General features: G+C 69.3%; 19 protein-coding genes, 1 tRNA gene and 1 other RNA gene. 12 read left to right on the top strand and 9 right to left on the bottom strand.

Going from position 1 to position 19,807, the window contains the following annotated elements; genetic code table 11:
* Positions 1–46 precede the first annotated feature (46 nt).
* Positions 47–931, top strand: a complete 885-nt coding sequence (gene panB / locus FHG54_RS10370) for a 3-methyl-2-oxobutanoate hydroxymethyltransferase (protein ID WP_139417205.1) — start codon at positions 47–49, stop codon at positions 929–931.
* Between the two features lie 18 nt (positions 932–949).
* Here panB and FHG54_RS10375 read toward each other — a convergent pair whose 3' ends face one another.
* Positions 950–1,135 (bottom strand): SPOR domain-containing protein, encoded by a 186-nt coding sequence (locus FHG54_RS10375; protein WP_139417206.1) that lies wholly within the window; start codon positions 1,133–1,135, stop codon positions 950–952.
* Positions 1,136–1,146: 11 nt separating this feature from the next.
* Here FHG54_RS10375 and map point away from each other — a divergent pair, with 11 nt between their 5' ends.
* From map to FHG54_RS10390, 3 genes are all read left to right on the top strand, one after another.
* The gene (map, locus tag FHG54_RS10380; protein WP_139417207.1) at positions 1,147–2,010 is read left to right on the top strand and encodes a type I methionyl aminopeptidase; all 864 of its coding nucleotides are present in this window, start codon (positions 1,147–1,149) and stop codon (positions 2,008–2,010) included.
* Positions 2,011–2,046: 36 nt separating this feature from the next.
* Positions 2,047–2,799, top strand: coding sequence for a polyphosphate--glucose phosphotransferase (gene ppgK / locus FHG54_RS10385; RefSeq protein WP_139417208.1), 753 nt, complete (start codon positions 2,047–2,049; stop codon positions 2,797–2,799).
* A gap of 201 nt (positions 2,800–3,000) precedes the next feature.
* Positions 3,001–3,900, top strand: coding sequence for a patatin-like phospholipase family protein (locus FHG54_RS10390; protein WP_168197157.1), 900 nt, complete (start codon positions 3,001–3,003; stop codon positions 3,898–3,900).
* A gap of 23 nt (positions 3,901–3,923) precedes the next feature.
* Here the strand turns inward: FHG54_RS10390 and rnpB are convergent.
* From rnpB to FHG54_RS10415, 5 genes are all read right to left on the bottom strand, one after another.
* An RNA gene (gene rnpB / locus FHG54_RS10395) (RNase P RNA component class A) lies at positions 3,924–4,301 on the bottom strand.
* Positions 4,302–4,383: 82 nt separating this feature from the next.
* Positions 4,384–5,121 carry a zinc ribbon domain-containing protein gene (locus tag FHG54_RS10400; RefSeq protein WP_139417209.1) on the bottom strand — a complete coding sequence of 246 codons (738 nt, stop codon included), beginning with the start codon at positions 5,119–5,121 and terminating at the stop codon, positions 4,384–4,386.
* 58 nt (positions 5,122–5,179) lie between these two features.
* Positions 5,180–5,998, bottom strand: a complete 819-nt coding sequence (locus FHG54_RS10405; protein ID WP_139417210.1) for a Nif3-like dinuclear metal center hexameric protein — start codon at positions 5,996–5,998, stop codon at positions 5,180–5,182.
* A 38-nt stretch (positions 5,999–6,036) separates the two neighbouring features.
* Positions 6,037–7,266 (bottom strand): NAD(P)/FAD-dependent oxidoreductase, encoded by a 1,230-nt coding sequence (locus FHG54_RS10410; RefSeq protein WP_139417211.1) that lies wholly within the window; start codon positions 7,264–7,266, stop codon positions 6,037–6,039.
* A 51-nt stretch (positions 7,267–7,317) separates the two neighbouring features.
* Positions 7,318–7,393: transfer RNA gene (locus FHG54_RS10415), tRNA-Val, on the bottom strand.
* A gap of 54 nt (positions 7,394–7,447) precedes the next feature.
* Here FHG54_RS10415 and FHG54_RS10420 point away from each other — a divergent pair.
* Positions 7,448–8,149, top strand: a complete 702-nt coding sequence (locus tag FHG54_RS10420) for a hypothetical protein (RefSeq protein ID WP_232331469.1) — start codon at positions 7,448–7,450, stop codon at positions 8,147–8,149.
* A gap of 39 nt (positions 8,150–8,188) precedes the next feature.
* Here the strand turns inward: FHG54_RS10420 and FHG54_RS10425 are convergent, their stop codons facing one another.
* Complete coding sequence (locus FHG54_RS10425; protein WP_139417212.1) at positions 8,189–8,644, bottom strand: peroxiredoxin; 456 nt, start codon at positions 8,642–8,644, stop codon at positions 8,189–8,191.
* 171 nt (positions 8,645–8,815) lie between these two features.
* Between FHG54_RS10425 and aceE the strand changes: the two genes are divergently transcribed.
* The 6 genes from aceE (at position 8,816) to FHG54_RS10455 (ending at position 16,442) form a co-directional block, all read left to right on the top strand.
* A complete protein-coding gene (aceE, locus tag FHG54_RS10430; protein WP_139417213.1) occupies positions 8,816–11,542 on the top strand; it encodes a pyruvate dehydrogenase (acetyl-transferring), homodimeric type in 2,727 nt (908 codons plus the stop codon).
* A gap of 11 nt (positions 11,543–11,553) precedes the next feature.
* Positions 11,554–12,768, top strand: coding sequence for a PucR family transcriptional regulator (locus tag FHG54_RS10435; protein ID WP_139417214.1), 1,215 nt, complete (start codon positions 11,554–11,556; stop codon positions 12,766–12,768).
* A gap of 90 nt (positions 12,769–12,858) precedes the next feature.
* Positions 12,859–13,779 (top strand): ACP S-malonyltransferase, encoded by a 921-nt coding sequence (locus FHG54_RS10440; RefSeq protein WP_139417215.1) that lies wholly within the window; start codon positions 12,859–12,861, stop codon positions 13,777–13,779.
* A 28-nt stretch (positions 13,780–13,807) separates the two neighbouring features.
* Entirely contained in the window at positions 13,808–14,812 is a 1,005-nt protein-coding gene (locus FHG54_RS10445; RefSeq protein WP_139417216.1) for a beta-ketoacyl-ACP synthase III, read from the top strand.
* Between the two features lie 65 nt (positions 14,813–14,877).
* Positions 14,878–15,126 (top strand): acyl carrier protein, encoded by a 249-nt coding sequence (locus tag FHG54_RS10450; protein ID WP_056008597.1) that lies wholly within the window; start codon positions 14,878–14,880, stop codon positions 15,124–15,126.
* Between the two features lie 80 nt (positions 15,127–15,206).
* Positions 15,207–16,442 carry a beta-ketoacyl-[acyl-carrier-protein] synthase family protein gene (locus FHG54_RS10455; RefSeq protein WP_139417217.1) on the top strand — a complete coding sequence of 412 codons (1,236 nt, stop codon included), beginning with the start codon at positions 15,207–15,209 and terminating at the stop codon, positions 16,440–16,442.
* Between the two features lie 161 nt (positions 16,443–16,603).
* On the opposite strand, the gene FHG54_RS10460 is transcribed toward FHG54_RS10455, so the two are convergent.
* The gene (locus FHG54_RS10460; protein WP_415858819.1) at positions 16,604–17,125 is read right to left on the bottom strand and encodes a DUF3145 domain-containing protein; all 522 of its coding nucleotides are present in this window, start codon (positions 17,123–17,125) and stop codon (positions 16,604–16,606) included.
* A 170-nt stretch (positions 17,126–17,295) separates the two neighbouring features.
* On the opposite strand from FHG54_RS10460, the gene FHG54_RS10465 reads away from it, so the two are divergent.
* Positions 17,296–17,943 (top strand): PadR family transcriptional regulator, encoded by a 648-nt coding sequence (locus tag FHG54_RS10465; RefSeq protein ID WP_168197158.1) that lies wholly within the window; start codon positions 17,296–17,298, stop codon positions 17,941–17,943.
* Here the strand turns inward: FHG54_RS10465 and FHG54_RS10470 are convergent.
* The gene (locus tag FHG54_RS10470) at positions 17,922–19,724 is read right to left on the bottom strand and encodes a bifunctional 3'-5' exonuclease/DNA polymerase (protein WP_139417219.1); all 1,803 of its coding nucleotides are present in this window, start codon (positions 19,722–19,724) and stop codon (positions 17,922–17,924) included. The genes FHG54_RS10465 and FHG54_RS10470 overlap by 22 nt on opposite strands.
* Positions 19,725–19,807 lie beyond the last annotated feature (83 nt).

A 19,807-nucleotide genomic window follows, 5' to 3' on the forward strand; every position in this document is an offset into this window, starting at 1 on the left:
CTCCGGCGAGGGCGATGCGGATGCCTCGTGTGCCAGACTTGCCCCTATGTCAGGCGAGCCTCAGAACGCAGCATCCGACACGACGGCCGGCACCGAGCAGAACCCCTACGGGGGTGGCACCGCAGTCGGGGGGCCGAAGCGCGTGCGCACCCGGCACTTCCAGAACGCGAAGCGCGACGGCATCAAGATCACGGGGCTCACGAGCTACGACCAGCTCACGGCCCGCATCTTCGACGAGGCGGGCATCGACTTCCTCCTCGTCGGCGACTCGGCCGGCAACAACGTCTTCGGCTACGAGACCACCCTGGCCGTGACCGTCGACGAGCTCATCCCGCTCACGCGAGCGGTCGCCGGCGCGGTCAAGCGTGCGTTCGTGGTCGCCGACATGCCGTTCGGGTCATACGAGAACGGCCCCGAAGACGCCCTGCACACCGCGGTGCGGTTCATGAAGGAGACCGGGGCGCATGCCGTGAAGCTCGAGGGCGGCGAGCGCAGTCACAAGCAGATCCGTCGCATCGTCGGTGCCGGCATTCCCGTGATGGCACACATCGGGTACACGCCGCAGAGCGAGCACGGCCTCGGTGGCCACGTCATCCAGGGCCGCGGTGAGGGAGTCACGCAGTTGCTCGCCGATGCCAAGGCCGTTGAAGACGCCGGCGCGTTCGCGGTCGTCCTCGAGATGGTTCCGGCCGATGCCGCGCGGCAGGTCACCGAGCTCCTCGACATCCCGACCATCAGCGTCGGTGCGGGTCCGCACACCGACGGCCAACTCCTCGTCTGGACCGACTGGGCCGGCCTCACGGTCGGACGTGTGCCGAAGTTCGTGAAGCAGTACGCGGATCTCGCCGGCATCCTGCGCTCTGCCGCCGCAGAGTGGCGCAGCGATGTCGAAGCCGGGGTGTACCCGAACTCCGAGCACTCCTACGAGTAGCCGGCGGGCACTGGCTGCTCAGTCTTCGGCGGCCTCTTCCTCGGCCCACTTCGCGCTGTTCTCGCGCAGAACGTCGAGCGCCCGCTCGGCCTCGGCGCGGGTCTCGAACGGCCCGACGCGGTCGACCGACGGCGACACGAACCCCTGTTCCACTCCGCCGGTCTTCAGGTTGTACCAGAACATGTGCTCGACATCCTCGGACATAGGCTGATCCTATGCCCAAAGACGCCTCTGGCCACCTGATCCCCGGCCGTCTGTCGCCGATGCGCGCGGTTCCGGCCGCGATTCCGAGACCCGAGTACGTGGGCAAGCGTGCGCCCGCCCCTTCCTCCGGCGGTGATCTCTACTCGCCCGACGAGGTCGAACGCATCCGAGCGGCCGGGCGTGTCGCGGCAGGAGCCATCGAAGCGGCCGCCGCCGCGATCCGGCCGGGCGTCACGACCGATGAGCTCGACCGCATCGTGCACGGGTTCGTCGTGTCGCACGGCGCCTACCCGTCGACGCTCGGCTACCGCGGATTCCCGAAGTCGTCGTGTACCTCGGTCAACGAGGTCATCTGCCACGGCATCCCCGACAGCACGGTGCTCGCCGACGGCGACCTCGTCAACATCGACGTCACGGCATATCTGGGCGGCTACCACGGCGACCTGAATCACACGTTCCTGGTCGGCGAGGCGAGCGAGGAGGCGACGCAGCTCGTCGAGCGCACCCGGGAGGCGCTGCGCCGTGGCATCCGCGCCGTCGCACCGGGTCGTCAGGTCAACGTGATCGGGCGAGCCATCGAGGCGTATGCGAAGCGGTTCGGCTACGGCGTCGTGCGCGACTACACGGGCCACGGAGTCGGCCGCGCGTTCCATTCGGGGCTGATCATCCCCCACTACGACGCGCCCGAGTTCGACACCGTCATGGAGCCGGGAATGGTCTTCACGATCGAGCCGATGCTCACCCTCGGCGGCATCGAGTGGGATGTCTGGGCCGACGACTGGACGATCGTGACGCGCGATCGCTCGCTGACCGCGCAGTTCGAGCACACCCTCGTCGTCACCGAGCGCGGCGCCGACCTCCTGACCCTTCCCTGAGCAGCGGCCGTGCGGGCCCGCGATAGTCTTTCGCGCATGGCGACACAGCATGCGATCGGGATCGACATCGGCGGCACGGGCATCAAGGGAGCGGTCGTCGACCTCGGTTCGGGCCGGCTCGTCTCCGATCGGCGGAAGGTGGCGACACCCGAGGGCGGCCGCCCCGCCGACATCCTCACCGCGACGGGCGAGCTGCTCGACGGGCTCTCCGACGAGTTCGGCGACACGCTCCCCCTCGGCGTGTGCTTTCCGGCGGTCGTCAAGCACGGGCGCACGCTGTCTGCCGCGAACATCTCGAAGGAATGGATCGGTCTGCCCGCCGAGCAGCTCTTCGAAGAGACCTTCGGTCGAGAGATCCACTTCATCAACGACGCGGATGCCGCCGGCTACGCCGAAGCGCGCTACGGCGCCGCGGTCGACGCCGCGGGCCTCGTCATCCTGACCACGCTCGGCACCGGCATCGGATCCGCGTTCCTCTACGACGGGGTGCTCGTGCCGAACACGGAGCTCGGCCACATCGAGCTCGACGGCCGCGGAGCCGAGACCGCGGCCGCGTACTCGGCGATGGAACGGGATGCGCTCGACTGGCCCGAGTGGGCGGCGAGGCTCCAACGCTTCTACTCGCACGTCGAGTTCATCTTCTCGCCCGACCTCTTCGTGGTGGGCGGTGGCGTCTCGAAGCACCACGAACGGTTCCTGCCGCTGCTCGACCTGAAGACGCCGATCGTGCCGGCGGTGCACCGTAACAACGCCGGCATCCTCGGAGCGGCGTCGCTCGCGGTGCACTAGATCGCGCCGCCGCGCCCTCGATCGTATTTCGAACGGTTCGCCGCCGAGCGTGCTAACGTGCCGGTGATCGTGATCGACCAGTTGGAGGTGAGACCCATGAACGCAGTATCCGCAATGGGTGCTCCCCCGCAGTCCGCGATCGCGCGACTCACGTAGTCGCAGCCGGGAGCGCCGCACACGCAATCGCGAAAGGCGACTCCCATGAACACGACGAACAACTCGAACACGCGAGCCCTGGTGCTCGCCGGCGCCGGGGCCGCGGGCAACGCCTGGCAGCTCGGTCTCATCGCAGGGCTGTGCGATGGCGGTGTCGATCTCACCGAGGCCGATCTCATCATCGGCACTTCGGCAGGATCGACCGTGGCCGCTCAGATCACGAGCGGCACCCGGCCGGCCGACCTCTACGCCGCCATCCTCGCCGAGCCGCCTCGGCCGCAGGCCGTTGCCGGCGAGACGGGGCGGAGACGCGGCCCGATCTTCTCGGGACCGGACTACATGCAATGGTCCGACCGGATCATCGATGCCGCTGCGGATGCGTCCGACATGCGCCGTCGGATGAGCGCAGCGGCGCTCGACCTGGACACCTCCGACGGCGTCGATGCCGCCCGCTGGCACGACATCGTCGCCTCCCGGCTCCCCAGCCATGACTGGCCGGCGCAGCCCATGCTGATTCCAACCGTCGATGCCGGTACCGGGGAGCCGGTCGTGTTCGACCGCCGCAGCGGAGTCGGCCTGGTCGACGCCGTTGCAGCCAGCACCTCGGCGATGATCCCGTACCGCATCGGAGCGAAGCGGTACCTCAACGGCGGCTATCGACGCAGCTCGAACACCGACCTGGCGGCCGGACACGAGCGCGTGGTGGTGCTGGAACCGTTCGGCGGCCGCTCGCGCACCCCGCTCGAATGGGGCATGGATCTCGCGACGCAGGTCGAGGAACTGCGTGCGGGGGGCAGCATGGTCGACGCCGTGTTCCCGGATGCCGGCGCGGGAGACGTGTTCAATGCCAATGCGCTGGACCCGTCGACGCGTCGGCCCGCGGCGCGGGGAGGCTACGACCAGGGCCGAGCCCTCGCTGAGCGATTCGACGGGTTCTGGTGCTGACGCTGCGGGAGAGGCAGAAGGGGCGAATGGGCCGGCTGATACGCCGGGTTCTGTTCACCGGGCGCTTTCACGACACCGGCTGGACGGCCATCTCTCTCGGGACTACGTTGCCGCAGCCCTCCAGCGGCCTACCCGGGAACGGGACGGGCAGCCCCATCGTTCCCTGTCTGGCCTTGCTCCGGACGAGGTTTACCGAGCCGACCGCGTCACCGCGGCCGCTGGTGGGCTCTTACCCCACCGTTTCACCCTTACCCGGCGCTCACGCTCCGGGCGGTCTGCTTTCTGTGGCACTGTCTCGCGGGTTGCCCCGGGTGGGAGTTACCCACCGTCCTGCCCTGTGGAGCCCGGACGTTCCTCGGCGCACGGCCGAAACCGTGCGACGCGACCGTCTTGCCGACCCACTCGCATCCCGAGTCTACCGGCGCAGGCGTCGCCCGACGCCGCAGCACCCGGTGCCGCTGCCTGCGTCGGCGTCACGGGCGGTCAGAGGCCGGACTCGCCGGTGCGAACCAGGATGCGATCGCACTCGGGGCACTGCACGACCTCATCGGGCGCCGCCCGGCGCACCGACTCGAGGTCGGATCCGGTGAGCGTGATGCCGCAACCGCCGCACGTGCGCGCCTGCAGGAGCGCTGCGCCGACTCCGCTGCCGCGCCCGCGTCGCTGCTCGTAGAAGGCGAGGAGCGCTTCGGCGATGCCGCCGGCGACGACGGCGCGGTCGCGCTCGGTCTGTTCCCGTTCGACGCCGATGCCGCCGGCCGCCGCATCACGCTCGGCCTCGAGGGCCGCGGTGTCGGTCGCGAGCGCGTCCCGTTGCAGATCGATGCTCGAGAGCGCGACCTCGGCCTCTTCGACGCGCTCCATGACGACCAGTTCCTGCTCTTCCAGGTCGTTCAGCCGGCGGCGCAGCGACCCGAGCTCGGCCTCGAGCGCCGAGACATCCTTGACCGAGGAGGTGTGCTGCAGCCGCTCGCCGTCGCGCACGATGCGTGCCTCGACGACAGCGACATCGGACTCGAGTCGCTTGAGCTCGACTCGAGCGTCTTCGAGCGTGCCGAACGCTTCGGCGCGCGTGCCGCGAACGGCCCGGTCGCGGGCCTCGAGCTCGGCCAGAGGGCCGGCCTGCGGCAACGACCCGAGTCGGTGCGCGAGCTGCGCGAGGCGGGTGTCGAGCGACTGGAGTCGCAGCAGCTGTTCCTGTTCGGCGGGGCTGGCCTTCACGTGGTGCTCCTCGTGGGTTCGGGTCGTCGATGAGGACGGTCGGTCGGGGTGTCGGCGGTCACTGCACGATCTGGAAGTCCCAGGGATCGGTGCGAAGTTCGGAGACGGCGACGACGAGCCCAGGGTGCGCTGCGCGCAGCTGTGCGGCCGCCACGTCGAGCCAGAGCCACTCGCTCGCCCAGTGCGAGACATCGATCAGTGCGGGCCCGCCGGCGAGCTTCGCCTGTTCTCGAGCCTCGGACGCCGGGTGATGCCGAAGGTCGGCCGTGATGTACACGTCGGCGCCGCGAACCTCTGGGTCGCCGAGCATCGAGTCACCCGCGCCGCCGCAGAGCGCGACCGTCTCGACCGGGTCATCGAAGCCGCCGGCCACGCGCACGCCCGTCGCCGTCGGCGGAAGGAGCTCGGCAAGCGCGCGGGCGAGGCGTCCGACGGTCGTTGGTTCGGGCAGCCGGCCGACGCGGCCCAGACCGATCGACGGGTCGAACGACGGCTGGACGGGCCGTGTCTCGACGAGCCCGAGGCGGTCGGCGAGCACCGCCGAGGTGCCGTCAGCGACGACATCCGCATTGGTATGTGCCGTGACCAGCGCGCACCCGGCACGGATCAACCGTGCGAGCAGAGCACCCTTGTACCGATCTTCGGCGACCGAGGTGACCCCGTGCAGCAGCAGCGGGTGATGGGCGATGACGAGGTCGAAGCGCTCGGCGATCGCCTCGTCGATGGTGTCGCCGACGGCGTCGACCGTGAAGAGTACACGTTGCACCTCGGCATCGGGGTCGCCGGTCACGAGACCCGAGGCGTCCCACGATTCCGCGCCCGCGAGCGGCCAGAGACGTTCGGTCGTCGTCAGCAGCTCGGCGAGGGTGGCGGTCACCCGCTCAGCCTACCTTCGGAGAGTAGAAGGCCGCGGCTTCAGAGCGTCTCCAACGGAACCCGTTCATCGGCGAGGTGCGCCGGGTCGACCCGATTTCCCCGCCGGATGATGCCCTGCACGGCGTCGTTGACGTCCCACACGTTCACGTTCATGCCGGCGACCACCCGCCCGTCGGCGACCCAGAACGAGATGAACTCGCGAGCGGACCGGTCGCCCCGGTAGACGATCTCGGCGCCGCGGCTCATCGGGCCGAAGCCGGAGTACTCCATGCCCAGGTCGTACTGGTCGGTGTAGAAATAGGGGATGTCGTCATAGGAGACGTCCTGACCCAGCATCGAACGGGCCGCGGCCGCGCCGCCGTGCAGCGCGTTGGCCCAGTGCTCGCTTCGCAATCGCTGATCGGCGAGCGGGTGATACGCCTCGGCGATGTCGCCGGCCGCGTACACGTTCGGCACGTCGGTGCGAAGCGCCGCATCGGTGAGCACACCCGAGTCGATCGCTGCGCCGGCCATGCGGGCGAGGTCGAGATTCGGAATCGCACCCACGCCGACGAGCACGAGGTCGGCGGCGAAGATCTCCCCGCTGTCGAGTCGCACGCCGGTGGCCCGGCCGTTCTCGCCGGTGATCTCGGCGACGACGACCGAGGTCCGCAGCTCGACGCCGTGCTCGACGTGCAGTTCGGCGAACATGCCGCCGAGCTCGTCGCCGAGTGCGTTCGCGAGGGGCACCGGGTCTCGCTCGAGGATCGTCACGTCGTTGCCGAGGGTGCGTGCCGTCGCGGCGACCTCCATGCCGATCCATCCCGAGCCGATCAGCACGAGTCGTCGGCCGCCTGCCTCGAGCGCCTCGTGCAGTGCCTCGGAGTCATCGAGTGTACGAAGGGTGCGCACCCCCTGCAGCTCGGCACCGGGAATCGTGAGACGGCGCGCGGTCGACCCCGTCGCGAGCAGCAGCGCGTCGTAGGCGACCGACGCGCCCGTGTCGAGCTGCACCCGTTGCCCGCCCGGCTCGACGGCGGTGACGGTCGTGCCGAGTTGCAGGTCGATGTCGTGGTCGGCATACCACCCCGAGTGCTCCACGAACACCGCGTCGAGGCCCGCGCTCCCAGCGAGGAAGTCCTTCGACAGCGGCGGGCGAATGTACGGATGATGGGTCTCGGCGCCGATGAGGTGGATTCGCCCGTCGAAGCCCTCTCCGCGCAGTGTCTTGGCCGCCGTCGCACCGGCGAGTCCGCCCCCGACGATCACGATGCTCTCGTTCCGGACCATGGTCCTCACCGCCCTCCGGTGCGGGTGATCTGCACCTGTCTGCGACCCTGCTGGTGGGCCCTGCCGGGCTCGAACCGACGACATCCACGGTGTAAACGTGGCGCTCTACCAACTGAGCTAAAGGCCCGCGACCGCGCGCGGCGCACGCCAATGCTATCGCGGGCTGCCTAGACTCACGGCCATGGAGCCGATGCAGCAGCATCCGAGCAGGAGTACGCCGACGGAGCACCGATGGCCGTCCGTCGTCGCACTCGTCGTCGCGCTCGCGCTGTACGCCGCGCTTCCGAACGACTTCCTCGGATCGCAACGTTTCGTCGTCGTCGTCTTCGGCGTTGCGCTCCTCGTGCCGCTCGTGGTCACGAACCCGCACCGACTGACGCGTCGCTCGTCGTTCACGAAGTGGATCTCGATCGCCCTGGTCTGCGGGCTCGTCGTCGCAAACCAGCTCACCATCGTGCTGCTCATCATCGCACTCGCCGTCGACGGGGTGGACGACGCGCACGGGCTGCTCCTCGCCGCCGTCCAGGTCTGGGTCGCCAACGTCATCGCCTTCGCACTGCTGTACTGGGAACTCGACCGCGGCGGCCCCGTCACGCGTACGATGACGGCACGCGTCGACCTGCCGGCCGCCGACCTTCGATTCCCGCAAGACGTCGACGACGACGCGGTCACCGAGGTCGCCGCCCGCTCATCGGTCGTTCGCGACTGGATGCCGCGATTCGTCGACTACTTCTACACCGCGCTGTCGACCTCCATGGCCTTCAGCGCGACCGACGCGATGCCGTTGTCGCCGCGTTTCAAGCTCTTGATGGCGCTGCAGGCGTTCGGCGGATTCGTCATCCTCGCGCTCGTGATCGCCCGATCGGTCAGCATCCTCGGCTGAGATCCGATGACGAAGTGAGCGGATGCCGCGTCGGCATGATCAGAGGGCCGCGAGCGCCGCCCGGTACTGATCGAGTGACCGCGCATCACCGCGAGGGGTCGAGAAGCTCGCGGCGACGATGCCGTCGGCATCGATCACGAACGTCGCCCGCTCGGCGAGGCCGGTGCCCGCGTCGAACGCGCCGAACGCGTCCGCCACGGCACCGTGCGGCCAGAAGTCCGACAGCAGCGGAAACTCGTAGCCCTCGCGCTCGGCCCAGGCACGGAGGGTGTGCTTCGAGTCGACGGAGATCGCGAGCAGCGCGACCTCCGGCCCTTCGAACATGGCGATGTTGTCGCGGAGCTCGCAGAGTTCGCCGTGACAGATGCCCGAGAACGCGAGTGGGAAGAAGACGATGGCCACCGGCCGGCCGCGAAACTCCGAGAGCCGCACGGGCTGACCGAACTGGTTCACGAGGGAGACGTCGGGGGCGACATCACCTGGAGCGAGGATCACGGGCGGGTTCCTTCCACGGCGCGTTCGGACGGACCCGGCTCAGCCTATCCCCCGCCCGGCGGGCATAGAATCAGTAGGATGGCGTGGTGCCACCCGGCCGCGAACCGGCCCATTCGGCGTGCGCACATCCCACACCCCGCAGGCACGATCTGCTGAAGAGAGAGGTCGAGTGTGACTGTCAACGACCAGGATCCCTACTCGGTCGAGGCGATGGACGCCGATCCGGAAGAGACTTCCGAATGGGCCGAATCCCTCGACGCGCTTGTCACCGAGAAGGGTCACCAGCGTGCGCGAGAGATCATGCTGAGCCTGCTGAAGCGCTCGAAGGAGTTGCACCTCGGCGTGCCGATGGTGCCGACGACCGACTACCTCAACACGATCGCCCCCGAGAACGAGCCCGCGTTCCCCGGCGACGAGGACATCGAGCGCCGCTACCGCGCCTGGCTGCGGTGGAACGCCGCCGTCCTCGTGCACCGCGCGCAGCGGCCCGACATCGCCGTCGGCGGTCACATCTCAACCTACGCGGGCGCCGCGTCGCTCTACGAGGTCGGACTCAACCACTTCTTCCGCGGCCAGGACCACCCGGGCGGCGGCGACCAGGTGTTCTTCCAGGGTCACGCCTCCCCCGGCATGTACGCCCGCGCGTTCCTCGAGGGCCGACTCAGCGACGCCGACCTCGACGGGTTCCGCCAGGAGAAGTCACGTGCCCCGCACGGACTCTCGTCCTACCCGCACCCCCGCCTCATGCCGGAGTTCTGGCAGTTCCCGACGGTGTCGATGGGTCTCGGCCCGATCAATGCGATCTTCCAGGCGCAGCTCAACCGGTACCTGACCAATCGAGGCATCAAGGATGCCTCCGACCAGCAGGTCTGGGCGTTCCTCGGCGACGGCGAGATGGACGAGGTCGAGAGCCGCGGGCAACTGCAGGTCGCCGCGAACGACGGCCTCGACAACCTCAACTTCGTGATCAACTGCAACCTGCAGCGCCTCGACGGCCCCGTGCGCGGCAACGGCAAGATCATCCAGGAGCTCGAGAGCTTCTTCCGCGGTGCGGGCTGGAACGTCATCAAGGTCGTCTGGGGTCGCGAGTGGGACGACCTGCTCGCCCGCGACCACGACGGAGCCCTCCGCCACCTCATGAACGTCACGCCCGACGGCGACTACCAGACCTACAAGGCCGAGTCGGGCGCGTACGTGCGCGAGAACTTCTTCGGACGCGACCCGCGTGCCCTCGATCTCGTCTCCCACCTCAGCGACGACGAGGTCTGGGGCCTCAAGCGCGGCGGCCACGACTATCGCAAGATCTATGCGGCGTTCAAAGCGGCCACCGAGCACAAGGGCCAGCCCACAGTCATCCTGGCGAAGACCATCAAGGGCTATGGCCTCGGCAAGTCCTTCGAGGGGCGCAATGCGACGCACCAGATGAAGAAGATGACGCTCGACAACCTCAAGACGTTCCGCGACGAGATGCGCATCCCCATCTCCGACGCGCAACTCGAGGAGAACCCCTACCTGCCGCCGTACTACCACCCCGGCCAGGGCGACGAGGCGATCCAGTACCTCCAGGAGCGTCGTCGCGCACTCGGCGGCTACGTTCCCGAGCGCCGCACCAAGCACGTCGAGATCTCGCTGCCCGACGACTCGGCCTACGCCATCGCGAAGAAGGGATCGGGCACCCAGGAGATCGCCACGACCATGGCGTTCGTCCGGCTGCTGAAGGATCTCATCCGGTCGAAGGACTTCGGCCACCGCATCGTGCCGATCATTCCCGACGAGGCCCGCACGTTCGGCATCGACGCATTCTTCCCGACGGCCAAGATCTACAACCCGAACGGCCAGCACTACACCTCGGTCGATCGCGAACTGCTGCTCGCCTACAAGGAGAGCCCGCAGGGCCAGATCGTGCACGTCGGCATCAACGAGGCGGGCGCGTTCGCGGCGTTCACGAACATCGGCACGTCGTACTCGACGCAGGGCGAACCGCTCATCCCGGTCTACGTCTTCTACTCGATGTTCGGCTTCCAGCGCACCGGCGATGCCATGTGGGCGGCCGGCGACCAGATGGCCCGCGGGTTCATCATCGGTGCGACGGCCGGTCGCACGACCCTCACGGGTGAAGGCCTCCAGCACGCCGACGGCCACTCGCCGCTGCTGGCCTCGACGAACCCCGCCGTCGTCTCGTACGACCCGGCGTACGGCTATGAGATCGGGCACATCATGCGCTCGGGGCTCGAGCGCATGTACGGCGGCTCGCACCCCGACCCGAACGTCATGTACTACGTCACCGTCTACAACGAGCCGCTCGTGCAGCCGGCCGAGCCCGAGGGTGTCGACGTCGACGGAATCATCAGAGGCATCCACCGCCTGAACGAGTCGGCCGTCGAGGGCCCCAAGGCGCAGCTGCTCGCCTCAGGCGTCTCGGTGCCGTGGATCCTCGAGGCGCAGCAGCTCCTCGCGGACGACTGGGGCGTGTCGGCCGATGTGTGGTCGGTCACGAGCTGGGCCGAGTTGCGCCGCGACGGTCTCGCCGCCGACGAGCACAACTTCCTGAACCCCGATGCCGAGCGGAAGGTCGCCTACGTCACGCAGAAGCTCGGAGGGGCGAACGGCCCGTTCGTCGCCGTCTCCGACTTCATGCACGCCGTTCCCGACCAGATCCGCGCGTACGTGCCCGGAGACTACGCCACGCTCGGCGCCGACGACTTCGGGTTCTCAGACACGCGGCCCGCAGCACGTCGCTTCTTCAAGATCGACGGCCCGTCGGTCGTCGTCCGCACGCTCGAACTCCTCGCAGACCGCGGTGAGGTCGACCGTTCACTGCCGACCCAGGCGATCGAGAAGTACCGCCTGCACGACGTGAACGCCGGCACCACCGGATCGGCCGGCGGCGAGAGCTAGCAGGCGACGAGGTGGCGACGAAGCCCAAGACGAAGGCGGAGACGCTCGCATGGTTGCGTACCATCGCGGGCGAGCTCGCGACGGCGACGCTCAAGCGTCTCGAAGACACCTTGCCGTGGTACGGCGACATGCCGCCGAGTCGTCGCTCCGCCGTCGGCCTCGTCGCCCAGGCGGGCATCTCCTCCTTCGTCGCCTGGTTCGACGACCCCAGGTCCACCCCGTGGATCGCAGCCGACGTCTTCGGTGCCGCTCCGCGTGAGCTGCTCCGCTCCGTGAGCCTGCAGCAGACCCTGCAGCTCATCCGGGTGACGGTAGAGGTCGTCGAAGACCGCGTCAAAGACGGCGGTGAGCCGCTTCGCGAGGCGATCCTCCTCTATTCGAGGGAGATCGCCTTCGCGGCGGCCGACGTATACGCACGAGCTGCTGAGGCACGCGGTCTCTGGGACGCACGGCTCGAGGCACTCGTGGTCGACTCGATCCTCTCGGGCGAGGCCGACGACGAACTGCCGAGCCGCATCGCGGCACTCGGCTGGCACGGACACGGCGAGGTATCGGTGCTCGTCGGCACCGCTCCGAAGCAACTCGACGTCGATCATGTACGTCGCGCGGCCCGCCACATGCACGCCGACGTCCTGATCGGCGTGCAGGGCAACCGGCTCGTGCTCGTGATCGGCCGCGCCGACCCGCTCGCGCGCGAGACCGAAGAGGCGATCGGCACCGCCCCGGCGCTCACCTTCATGGAGATCGCCGCGCAACTCGAACCGCAGTTCGGGTCGGGGCATCTGGTGCTCGGGCACGCGGTGCCGAATCTCGTGGATGCCTCGAAGAGCGCCAAGGCGGCGCTCGCGGGTTTCGCCGTGGCGAGATCGTGGCGTCACGCACCTCGCCCGGTGCACGCCGACGATCTGCTGCCCGAACGGGCCCTCGCCGGCGACCCCCTCGCCCGGGCGACGCTCGTGCACCGCATCTACCGCCCCCTGCAGGCGCACTCGACCGAACTGCTCACCACGCTGTGGAGCTACCTCGACAACGGCCGCTCGCTCGAGGCCACGGCTCGTGAGCTCTTCGTGCACCCCAACACCGTGCGTTATCGCCTGAAGCGGGTCTCCGACGTGATCGGCTGGGACGCGACGGGCGCGCGCGAGGCGCTCATCCTGCAGTCGGCGCTCATCATCGGCTCGATGAGCGACCACGAATCGGCGCCTCGTCGGCGACCGACCAGCTGACACGCTTCTGTACCGTTCGTACAAGCCTTCTGCCGAGAGCTTGTCGCGTGTGCACACCCGAGGCCGTCGTCCGGTTGGCAGACTGGTGTGGTGATCGTCGTCGTCTGCCCTGGACAGGGCTCTCAGACCCCCGGATTCCTCGCTCCCTGGCTTGCCGAATCGGCCTACGCCGAACGGCTGTCGACGCTCTCGGACGCCGCTGGGCTCGATCTCGCGCACCTCGGCACCGAAGCGGATACCGACACGATCCGCGATACCGCGGTCGCGCAACCGCTCATCGTGGCCGCGGGCATCCTGACCCTCGGCTCGCTTCTCGCCGACGGCCGGGCCGCGCGCATCGGCGGCATCGCGGGCCACTCGGTCGGCGAGATCACCGCAGCCGCCGGTACCGGCGTGCTCAGCGAGAGCGATGCGATCCGTTTCGTCGCCGAGCGCGGCCGTGCGATGGCGGATGCCGCTGCGCTCGAGCCGACCGGCATGAGTGCGGTCATCGGCGCCGACGAGGCCGTATTGCTCCCCCGTCTCGACGAACTCGGTCTCGAGCCCGCCAACTTCAACGGCGGCGGCCAGATCGTCGTGGCCGGCGCGCTCGAGGCACTCGACGCGCTGAAGGCCGACCCGCCCGCGGGCGCCCGAGTCATTCCCCTCCAGGTCGCCGGCGCCTTCCACACCCGCTATATGCGGCCGGCGACTGATCGCCTTGCCGCAGTGGCGACCGAGCTCTCCCCCGCCGACCCGGCGCTGGCCCTCTGGTCGAACTGTGACGGCGGCCAGGTGACATCCGGTGCCGCATTCCTCGAACTGCTCGTCGGTCAGGTCTCCTCACCCGTACGCTGGGATCGCTGCATGGATTCCCTCCAGGCGGCAGGAGTCACCGGCATCATCGAACTCGCCCCCGCCGGCGCGCTCGTCGGTCTCGCGAAGCGCGCCCTGAAGGGCGTGCCGACGGTCGCCGTGAAGACTCCCGAAGACCTGTCGGCGGCGATCGAGCTCATCGAGCAACACGCCTGAGCCGACGACGCAGACGAGAAAGCCGAGCATGACGAACCCCACTCTCCAGCAGTCGCACGGGCCAGCCTTCACGAGGATCTACTCGGTCGGCGCCGCCCGAGGCGAGAACGCCGTTCCGAACGACGATCTCGTCGGCCCGATCGATTCGTCCGACGAGTGGATCCAGCAGCGCACGGGAATCGTGACCCGCACGCGCGCCGGTGCCGAGGTCTCGGCCACCGATCTGGCGACCGACGCTGCACGTGAGGCGATCGCACGCTCCGAACTCGACCCCGGGCTCATCGACCTCGTCATCATCGCCACCATCTCGAACGTGCAGCAGACGCCGTCGATGGCTGCGGTCGTCGCCGACCGTGTCGGGGCGAACCCCGCCGCCGCGTTCGACATGAACGCGGCCTGTGCGGGCTACGCATACGCGGTCGCGCAGGCCGACGCGCTCATCCGGTCGGGCGCGGCGACGTACGCGCTCGTCATCGGCGCCGAGAAGCTCTCCGACGTCGTGGACCCGACCGACCGGTCGATCTCCTTCCTTCTCGGCGACGGCGCCGGCGCGATCGTCATCGGCCCGAGCGACACGCCCGGCATCGCACGCACCATCTGGGGATCCGACGGCTCGAAGGCGGGCGCGGTCGGCATGAACCACACACTCACCGAGTTCCGCAACGGCGAATCCGAATGGCCGACGCTCCGTCAGGAGGGCCAGACGGTCTTCCGCTGGGCCGTCTGGGACATGGCGAAGGTCGCGAAGCAGGCACTGGATGCCGCGGGCGTGACCTCCGACGACCTCGCCGCGTTCATCCCCCACCAGGCGAATCTGCGCATCATCGACGAGTTCGCCAAGCAGCTGAAGCTGCCGGAGACGGTCGTCATCGCCCGCGACATCACGACGACGGGCAACACCTCGGCCGCCTCGATCCCGCTCGCGACGCACCGTCTGCTCGACGAGCACCCCGAACTTTCCGGAGGCCTCGCCCTCCAGATCGGCTTCGGCGCCGGACTCGTGTTCGGTGCCCAAGTGGTGGTTCTGCCCTGAACCACCTCCCCCTGTCCATCTAGACTGTCTCTCGGTCAAACGAGACACCCTCAAGGAGAAGAACAATGGCATTGTCCACGGAAGAAGTGCTTGCCGGCCTGGCCGAGCTCATCAATGACGAGACCGGCATCGCGACCGACACGGTTGAGCTGGACAAGTCGTTCACCGACGACCTCGACATCGACTCGATCTCCATGATGACGATCGTCGTCAACGCCGAAGAGAAGTTCGACGTGAAGATCCCCGACGAAGAGGTCAAGAACCTGAAGACCGTCGGCGACGCCGTCACCTTCATCGTCAAGGCTCAGGCCTAGCAACTGCGTGGAGCGGGCCGGCGCGTTCGCCCGGCCCGCTCGATCAGTGCGACCAATCTCTCCATCGGAGTGTTTCTCGAATGACCAAGAAGATCGTCATCACCGGCATCGGTGCGACCTCGCCGCTCGGCGGCACCGCCACTGAGAGCTGGAGTGCCCTGCTCGCCGGCGAGTCCGGCGCGCACACCCTCGACTACGACTGGGTCGGCGAGTACGAACTGCCGGTCACGTTCGCCGCCGAGGCGAAGGTGCGGCCCGAAGAAGTACTCGAACGGCCCGTCGCGAAGCGTCTCGACCCCTCCAGCCAGTTCGCCCTGATCTCCGCGAAGGAGGCCTGGGCCGATGCCGGCGCCCCCGACGTCGCCCCCGAACGCCTGGGCGTCGACTACGCGACCGGGATCGGCGGCATCTGGACCCTGCTCGACGCCTGGGACACGCTGCGCGAACGCGGCCCCCGCCGCGTGCTGCCGATGACCGTGCCGATGCTGATGCCGAACGCTGCTTCCGCGGCGATCTCGATGCACTTCGGCGCCCGGGCGTTCGCCCGCACCGTCGCCTCCGCCTGCGCCTCGAGCACCGAGTCGCTCGCGAACGCCTTCGAGCACCTTCAGCTCGGACTCGCCGACGTCGTCATCGCCGGCGGCTCCGAGTCCGCCGTGCACCCGATCACCCTCGCCTCGTTCTCGTCGATGCAGGCGCTCTCGCGTCGCAACGACGACCCGGCGCACGCCTCGCGTCCATACAGCGTCGATCGTGACGGATTCGTCATGGGCGAGGGCGCCGCGAGCCTCGTGCTCGAAACCGAAGAGCACGCGCTCGCACGTGGCGCGCGCATCTACGCCGAGCTGGCCGGCGGATCGGTGAGCGCCGATTCCTACCACATCACCGCGAACGACCCCGAGGGCCACGGCGCGAGCCGCGCGGTGCTCGACGCACTCGCGCAGGCGGGCGCCACGCCCGACGAGGTCACGCACATCAACGCGCACGCGACGAGCACCCCGGTCGGCGACATCGCCGAGTACACGGCGCTGCGCAGCGTCTTCGGCGATCGCGTGCACGAGATTCCGCTCTCGGCCACCAAGGCGTCGACCGGTCACCTGCTGGGCGGCACCGGGGCACTCGAAGCGGTGTTCACGATCCTCGCGCTGCAGAATCGCCTCGCCCCGCCGACGATCAACCTCACGACGCAGGATCCCGACATTCCGCTGCTCATCTCCGGCGAGCCGCAGGCGCTCGGCGATGGGCCTCAACTCGCGATCAGCAACTCGTTCGGGTTCGGCGGCCACAACGCCGTCGTCGCGATCCGCACCCCGTAGAGCCAGGGGTCGCGGTGCCCCGCACCCGCCGCATGCATGAGAAGACCCCGGTCGCAGTTCTGCGCCGGGGTCTTCTCGTGCACGGTCCGAGGGTTTCGCTCGTGCGCTGCCGGGAAGCATCATCCGACCTCGCGTCACGCCGCCGGCGGACCGAGGTTCGCTCAGCCCACCTGGTGCAGCCAGACGACCGGGGCGAAGTCGCTCGCATGACGGAAGGGTTCGAGTTCGTCGTCCCACGCCTGCCCGAGGGCGAGGCGCAGTTCGCGATGCAGTTCGACGGGGTCGGAGCCGCCGACGTCCATCGCGTAACGGATGCGATCTTCGGGCACCACGGTGTTGCCCGCTGTGTCGGTCTGGGCGAAGAAGACGCCGAGCTCCGGCGTGTGCATCCACCTGGCACCATCGGATCCGGGGGTCGGGTCTTCACTCACCTCGAATCGCAGCTGCTCCCAACCGCGCAGCGCCGAGGCGAGCCTCGCGCCGCTGCCGGCCTCGCCCTCCCAGTAGAACTCCGCGCGCATCGCGCCGCGAAGCACCGGCTGCTCACTCCAGTCGAAATTCACGGCGCCGCCGAGCGCAGTGCCCGCGGCCCACTCGACATGCGGACACAGCGCCCTCGGCGAGGAGTGCACGAACAGCACGCCTCGCGCGGTGCGCGACGCCCGCGTGGCATTCATCGTCATCACTGTCTCCGTTCTCGAGGTGCGTCTTCCCCAACGACCTCTGACAGACAGCTGACGGTATTCGATTGTCGACGAGCGAGCCGTCACCGCTGATTATGCCCCGCATCAGGCTGATTGACAAGGCAAAAAACCATATACTCGGTGAAACGTTGATTTCGATCGGAGAACGCATGGCCGTCCGTGACGCATTGCTCGCCCTGCTCTCGGCAGGCCCTGGCTACGGGTTCCAGTTGCACGGCGATCTCGCGGGTCGCACCGGCGGGCGACGCCGCGTGAACGTCGGGCAGAGCTACGCGACGCTCGAACGGCTCGGCAAGCAGGAACTCGTCGAATCGGCGGGCACCACCGACGACGGCCTTCCGCTCTACCGGGCGACGGCCGCCGGCTCTGCTGCGACTTCGGCATGGTTCGCCGGCACGGATGCGCCGGGCAGCGACCCATGGGATGAGACCGTCGATCGGGTGCTCGTTGCCGCGTCGCTGCCCGGGGTCGACGCCGGCCCGATCGTCGCCGCGGAGCGCGTGCGATGGCGAGAGCGGGAGCGCGCGACATCCGCTCGCTCGACGCCCGACGCGGATGCGAGTGCCGAGACGGCGGCCGACGCGCTCGCAGCCGCTCGCCTCGTCGCCCTTGCTGCAGCGGCGGAGTCGGCGCGCGCGACGGCAGTGCTGAGCTGGCTCGATGCAGTCGATGCTGCCTCGGCCGCCGGCGATCTGTCTTTCGCGACGCGACTGGAGCGGCCGCGACGCGGTCGGCCTTCGGCCACGAAGCCCGGCGATGCTCGTGCCGAGCCCGGTCAGGCGTCGACGGAGGCGTAACTCTCGACGATCGCGAGGTCGAGCGGGAACTCCACCGGGAAGTCGCCGAACAGCAACCGACCCGCGCCGGTCGCCGCGTCTGTCACGGCGCCCGCGACCTGCTCGGCGAGCTCCGTCGGCGTGTGCACGATGATCTCGTCGTGGAGGTAGTAGACGAGGTGCGGCATCCGCTCGAAGGCAGACCCCGAGCGGGAGGCGGCGACGCTCGGCTGCGCAGCAGTACTCGCGATGGTCACGAGCTTCGATCGCAGGCCCGCCATCCAGCAGAGCGCCCACTCCGCCGCGGTGCCCTGCACGACGAAGTTGCGGGTGAAACGGCCCCAGTCGCGAGCCCGCGACCTGGCACGGCGTTCGTCGGCGGCGGTGGCCTCCGGCTGACTGGCCAGTGACTGCGCCGCGCGCCACTCCGCACCCGGCGGCGGCGACGAACGGCCCAGAAGCGTCGTGACACCGGCGCCGCGTTCACCTTCGGCGGCAGCACGATCGACGAGCGCCATCGCGCGCGGATACGCACGGGCGAGCCGCGGCACCAGGCGACCGCTCTCACCTGAGGTGGCTCCGTACATGGCGCCGAGGATCGCGACCTTCGCCTGATCGCGGGTCTGGACGACGCCCGCACCGACGATGCCGCTATAGAAGTCCCGCCCCCGGCCTGCGGCGGCCATCGCCTCGTCGTGCGCCAGCCCCGCGAGCACACGCGGCTCGAGCTGCGCTGCATCGGCGACGACGAGCGACCAGCCGGGGTCGGCGACGACCGCGTGGCGAACGTTCTTCGGCAGCTGCAGGGCGCCGCCGCCCGACGTCGCCCATCGCCCGGTCGCAGTGCCGCCCGGCACGTACTCGGGCCGGAACCGCCCGTCGACGATCCATTCGTCGAGCCACGACCACCCGTTCGCGCTGAAGAGTCGCGCGAGTTTCTTGTATGCGACGAGGGGCTCGATCGCCGGGTGATCGTGCTCGCCCAGCTCCCACCGACTCGTCGACTCGACCTGGATGCCGGCCCCACGAAGCGCTTTCAGCAGGTCGACCTGGGAGTCGACGTTCACCGTCGGAGCGCCGAGCATGGCGCGCACCTCGGCCGCGAGCTGCTCCATGCGCGCGGGCTTCCGGCCGGGCGCTGGCCGAGGGCCGAGCTCGGTCTCGAGCACCCGTTCGTGCACCTCGCGGTGCCAGGGCAGCCCGGCTGCGTGCAGTTCGGCGCCGATGAGCGCGCCGGCGGACTCCGCCGCGAGCAGCAGGCGGAGGGCCCCCGGCCGCTCCGACGCCGCGACGAGGGCGAGCTGTCGCGCGTGCTCGGCGAGCACGGCATCGACCGGCACGCCGAGCACATCGCGTGGGCCGACGGCCTGCTCGGGCATCGGGGCATCCGTCGCGATCTCGAAGTCATCGAGATCGAAGAGCGCCGAGTGCGCAGCGGATGCCGCGGGCACGACCAGCGCCGCCTGCTCCGCCTGCCCGGCCTCCGACGGTCCGGCGGGCAACCACTCGGCGCGCGGGCGGCCACCGTGCGCGCGGGCGGCCACCGTGGTCGTCGAATGATCGAGGATCGCGGCTGCGAGCACGAGGTCGTGGCAACGGTCGACACGCACGCCGGCGGCGAGGAGGCGGGGGTACCACCGCCTGGTATCGGCCCAGACCCACCGGGGGTGATGCGACGATTCGAACGCCTGCACGACGCCCGCCAACTCGTGCAGCGCCACCGTCTCGAGTGGCCCGCTCGAGACGGAGGGATCCACGAGGCCGACCCTGCCGGGCCCCATCGCACCGACCGCAATCCGCATGCCCCCATTCTCGCGGATGCGTCCGACATGCCCTGCTGCCGTCGAATACCGAGGTTCGCCTGTCGGTGGCTGCGACGAGGGTG

The sequence above is a fragment of the Agromyces laixinhei genome (genome assembly GCF_006337065.1).
Classification (GTDB): domain Bacteria; phylum Actinomycetota; class Actinomycetes; order Actinomycetales; family Microbacteriaceae; genus Agromyces; species Agromyces laixinhei.

Bases quoted from the DNA above. Each gene is read 5' to 3' on its own strand.
- panB (WP_139417205.1), top strand. From the start codon at position 47: ATGTCAGGCGAGCCTCAGAACGCAGCATCCGACACGACGGCCGGCACC.
- FHG54_RS10375 (WP_139417206.1), bottom strand. From the start codon at position 1,135: ATGTCCGAGGATGTCGAGCACATGTTCTGGTACAACCTGAAGACCGGC.
- map (WP_139417207.1), top strand. From the start codon at position 1,147: ATGCCCAAAGACGCCTCTGGCCACCTGATCCCCGGCCGTCTGTCGCCG.
- ppgK (WP_139417208.1), top strand. From the start codon at position 2,047: ATGGCGACACAGCATGCGATCGGGATCGACATCGGCGGCACGGGCATC.
- FHG54_RS10390 (WP_168197157.1), top strand. From the start codon at position 3,001: ATGAACACGACGAACAACTCGAACACGCGAGCCCTGGTGCTCGCCGGC.
- FHG54_RS10410 (WP_139417211.1), bottom strand. From the start codon at position 7,266: ATGGTCCGGAACGAGAGCATCGTGATCGTCGGGGGCGGACTCGCCGGT.
- FHG54_RS10420 (WP_232331469.1), top strand. From the start codon at position 7,448: ATGGAGCCGATGCAGCAGCATCCGAGCAGGAGTACGCCGACGGAGCAC.
- FHG54_RS10445 (WP_139417216.1), top strand. From the start codon at position 13,808: ATGACGAACCCCACTCTCCAGCAGTCGCACGGGCCAGCCTTCACGAGG.
- FHG54_RS10450 (WP_056008597.1), top strand. From the start codon at position 14,878: ATGGCATTGTCCACGGAAGAAGTGCTTGCCGGCCTGGCCGAGCTCATC.
- FHG54_RS10455 (WP_139417217.1), top strand. From the start codon at position 15,207: ATGACCAAGAAGATCGTCATCACCGGCATCGGTGCGACCTCGCCGCTC.
- FHG54_RS10460 (WP_415858819.1), bottom strand. From the start codon at position 17,125: ATGACGATGAATGCCACGCGGGCGTCGCGCACCGCGCGAGGCGTGCTG.
- FHG54_RS10465 (WP_168197158.1), top strand. From the start codon at position 17,296: ATGGCCGTCCGTGACGCATTGCTCGCCCTGCTCTCGGCAGGCCCTGGC.
- FHG54_RS10470 (WP_139417219.1), bottom strand. From the start codon at position 19,724: ATGCGGATTGCGGTCGGTGCGATGGGGCCCGGCAGGGTCGGCCTCGTG.